General features: G+C 59.5%; 4 protein-coding genes and 1 pseudogene. 1 reads left to right on the top strand and 4 read right to left on the bottom strand.

Annotated features, from left to right (window positions below):
• The 4 genes and pseudogenes from HY30_RS15280 to HY30_RS19825 all read right to left on the bottom strand — a co-directional run.
• Positions 1-858: TraB/TrbI/VirB10 family type IV secretion system protein (locus HY30_RS15280; RefSeq protein ID WP_034742661.1), on the bottom strand; the 858-nt coding region annotated here is incomplete at its 3' end.
• Complete coding sequence (trbG, locus tag HY30_RS15275; RefSeq protein ID WP_081812291.1) at positions 855-1,742, bottom strand: P-type conjugative transfer protein TrbG; 888 nt, start codon at positions 1,740-1,742, stop codon at positions 855-857. The genes trbG and HY30_RS15280, both read right to left, overlap by 4 nt.
• A gap of 17 nt (positions 1,743-1,759) precedes the next feature.
• Positions 1,760-2,395, bottom strand: a pseudogene (locus HY30_RS15270) (transposase); the annotation flags it as partial.
• A 240-nt stretch (positions 2,396-2,635) separates the two neighbouring features.
• Positions 2,636-2,956: a helix-turn-helix domain-containing protein gene (locus tag HY30_RS19825; protein ID WP_081812290.1), complete on the bottom strand. Its 321-nt coding sequence runs from the start codon at positions 2,954-2,956 to the stop codon at positions 2,636-2,638.
• Between the two features lie 284 nt (positions 2,957-3,240).
• Here HY30_RS19825 and HY30_RS15260 point away from each other — a divergent pair, with 284 nt between their 5' ends.
• Positions 3,241-3,876, top strand: a complete 636-nt coding sequence (locus HY30_RS15260; protein ID WP_034742658.1) for an RNA polymerase sigma factor — start codon at positions 3,241-3,243, stop codon at positions 3,874-3,876.
• The last annotated feature ends 138 nt before the right edge of the window (positions 3,877-4,014 follow it).

Here is a 4,014-nt window from a genome sequence, read left to right as displayed (position 1 = left end):
GTCATAGCGTCCGATCAGGCGCGCACCTTGCGGCACGAGCACGGTCTCGCCGGTGACCGTGTCATAGACCGGGCTCGTCACCTGCACTATGACCTGCCCCGGAAGGTCGGAGTTCACCACTGTCAGCAGGGTTGCCGGAATAATCGTTCCAGCCATCAGCTGGTAGGGAGAAACCGGTGTCTCCAGCCGATGCGGATTGTAGATCGAGGGATCGGTTTCTGCGCCCAGAAAATCAAGCTTGCGAACCTGACGGTTTGGATCCTCATTTAAGGATGACCCAAACGCGCTGCTGTCAGATGGCGCAAATGCCGACAAGTCCGAAAAATTCAAGGAGGGAGCCGTCGCTCCCGAAACCGGGCTGCCAGTATTCTTCACGCCCGTACCGGCCCCAACCTGGAAAAATACCCCGCTCCCACGTGCTGCATCAGAAAACGCCGATTCCCGTGTGCGGAGCTCTGCCTCCATCGCCGTCAATTGCTCTCGCATGGGATCAGATTCAGGCGCATCCTGCTCAGGCAATCCCATCCGCCCTTCGCGCTGCGCCTTCAGGATGGGCGTCCCCAGATCCCCCGGCAGTGGCGGCCCGAGGATGTCCTCTTTCGGCTCGATCTCACTATAGGATGATGGCAGGGCTTCGAGCCCATCCGCTGTCGGATTATGTCTGGTATTGTAAAGTTCTCGCGCCGGGCCGTCAGCGCCACTCTTCGGCCCTTGCAGTGCGAGCGCTAGAGATCCGAGCACGATCGCACTACCGGTGCCGAGGAGGACCATCAGCGCCCGTTTGGAGAACCGTTTGACGGGTCTTGGTCGCCCGCGAATTTCGAGCGGCTGTGTTGGTGGGGAGGTGGTCTCTGTCATGGCTTCGCGCTGCCAAGGTCATTGCGCGCGATTTTCACGATATACTGGCGCTTCTGGCCAAGGCGCAGTTCGGCGCGGGCGAACAGGCGGTCGACGACATAATAGTCGCCGGACATGCGATAGTTGACGAGCTGGGCCTTACCGTCCCGTCCGATGACGAAGAGAGCCGGGGCTTCACCCTGGTCGAGCCGGGCCGGGAACTGGATATAGACCTTGCGGCCATCATCAAACACGCGATCCGGGCGCCAATGTGGTTGATCGCCAGTCACGTCGTACCGGAATTTCAGCCGTTCCAGCTGCAAGCCCGCCGGCGAGGAGGATGCCGCAGCCCGTGAACCTGCCACCCGCGTCACCAGTTGCTGGTCTGCATAGCGCCATGACACGGCCGCCATATAAGTCTCTTCGAATGCCCGTAGCTCCAGATGATAGGCGCGCAGGCTGGTCGTTATGATGAGGTTGGTCTTCAAGCCCGCTTGTGTCGGTTTGATCAGGATGTGCGCCTGGGCGTCCGTTCCGGTCCCTGAGACCGTATCCCCGAGTACCCAGCGAACTGTGTCACCGGCTGAGACGGACACGAGTTCCTCGCCAGGCTGCAGGACAATGTCGGTGACCTGCTCCGGCGCGCAATAGACCTGGTAGAGCGCACCGACAGTATAGGGATAGACCTGGATTGCGTTCATGTAATTGTCGAGCGAAGGCTCGATCGCCGCCTTGCCGTTCGCCGCCTCTATGGCCTGATAGGGTTTGAGGGACGGCGTCTCCGCCTTGGTCGGCATGGGCTTCAGCTGGCCAGGTACCGCGCCTGACACGATGGTTGGCGTATAGGTGCGGTAGACGACTGGTTCCGGAGCAAGCTCTGCGTCAGCGACCTCCGTCTCTTCCACATCCGGGGCGAGATAGAGATCTTCGACATAGTCCGGTTCATCGCAGCGACTTTCTCCCGCAAGCGCCCCACCTTTTCCTCCGCAACATCTCCCTCCTGCGCATCGGCGGCATCGAGCGACTGCAGGTAACGCCCGATGCTGGTCTCGACCTGCTCGATCCGTCGCTTCAGCTTGCCTCTCGTGAAGTTCCGGTCGCGGGCATTGACGGCCTTGAACTTCGCCCCGTCGATAGCCGCCACGGCTTTCGCGAACAGGCCGATCTCTCGGCACAGGGCGATGAACTGCGCACACACCGCCTGGATCGCCGGGCCATTATCCTTCCGGAAGTCTGCAATCGTCTTGAAGTCCGGAACCAGCCGCCCGGTCAGCCACATCAGTTCGATATTGCGGCCGGCCTCACGCTCCAGCCTCCGGCTCGACTGGATGCGGTTGAGATAGCCATAGAGATAAATCTTGAGAAGCGTCGAGGGATGATAGGCAGGTCGGCCAGTCGCCTTCGGCATCACCCGCGCAAACCCCATTGCGACCAAGTCCAGTTCGTCGATATAAACATCGACGACCCGGACCGGATTGTCATCACCAACATAGTCCTCAAGACTGGGAGGAAGCAGCACCTGCTGTGCGCGATCCTCGCCTTCGACAAACCGTCCCATGGCAGCCTCCTGTTCGGATCCAAACACCATGAACTGATTTGCGTCGTTTTCACACAGCCACGGGATAATCGGGACTTAAGCTCTTCGGCCTCAAGGGGAAAAATATTTGAGGAGACTATCGATACTATGTTCTGCCCACTTGTGCCGATTCGTATGTGCTCAGCATTGAGCGGCACACATTGCGAACTGCTCATTTGCTAGTTCGCCGCTACTGCTAAGCCTTGTCGGCACCAACAAGCTTCAGCGTAGAGCGTCCAGCATCTTGCGTGCGCGAAGTAGCTGTCTGTCATTCAGGTTTGCGAGCACCCCATTTATCTCGGCCAGCAGTCGTCCGCGCTCTCCAGGAGGAAACGATTTCGCTCCAAACAAAGTCTGAGGTGCTACGTCGAGCGCCTCCGCGATTTTCTCCACAGTGTCGAAAAGCGGCGCTGAGATTCCACGCTCGATCTTTCCTATCGTCTCTCGAGAGACGCCGACTTCTCCGGCAAGTTGTTCAAGCGTCCAACCCACAGATTTCCTGTGGTGCCGAACATTCGCCCCGAAGAGTCTTTGAAGTTCCATGCATGAGTCTCCCCACCTGAGTTAGAGGTTCGGTCGACGTGCAAATCGAGAAATGAGAACTTTACATTCTCAATAAAGAGAACTAGAAGTTTACAATAGTTATAATGTAAGGTTGTATAGCTAAAGAATTATAGGCTCGCGCCTATTCCGCAGGTGATCGTGTGATGGCCTTAGCACTTAACCCTCGGGTAGGACGAAAACCGCAGCCGACACCTTTACCCGTAGACCACGAGCCCCCTATGCAGGATCGAAAACAAAACCCCGGTTTTCCCCGCACATCACCGTTGCGCCACTCCAGCCTGGCCACCGTTGCAGCGGGAACGTCACGCGTTTCCGGCCCCGATCGCGCGTTATCGCGCCACGCCGCAGGCCAGGACCCTCGTGTCAGTCCCACCCCCCTCCATCACCTCTACCACCTCCACCATTCCGAACTCCTCCGCTTCAGCCGGTCCCGCATCGGCAATGCAGAAGACGCCGAAGACCTCGTCCAGGAAGCCTTCATCTCCGCGGCCCGCGCCTATTCCGACAAGCCCGTGGAGGAGCTGCGCCCGCTATTGTTCACGATCCTGCGCAACCTCACGCGCGACTACCTGAAATCGGGCTATGCAAGGAGCCGTCGCATTGATGCCGAAATCACTGAAATAGGCGACAGGCTGGCCTGTCACCGGACAGTGAGCCCCGAACAGAAGGTCATGGACGCGCAATTGCTGGCGATTGCGCAGGCAGCGATTGATGCCCTGAAGCCGCGCCAGCGCGAAGCCCTGCAGCTGCACCGGCTGGAGGGCCTGACCCATGACCAGGTCGCCAGGCGCCTCTCCGTGTCGCCAAGAACCGTCCGGAGTGATATAGCCGAAGCGCTGGCGGCCATTGCGAAAGCCCTCTCGCGATCGGGCGCCCCGCGTCCCGACAAGGCTGAGTGACACGCACGTGATGAATGACAATGACGAGGAGACGGGCCGGCTCGATGCTGCGGCGCGCTGGTATAGCGAGCTGCAGGACCCGGACGTGGACCTGGAGACCTGGGACGCCTTCCGCGCCTGGGAGCGCGACCCTGACAA

The organism is Hyphomonas chukchiensis, from assembly GCF_000682695.1.
Classification (GTDB): Bacteria; Pseudomonadota; Alphaproteobacteria; order Caulobacterales; family Hyphomonadaceae; genus Hyphomonas; species Hyphomonas chukchiensis.
This window is presented reverse-complemented; position numbering and strand designations above follow the sequence as displayed.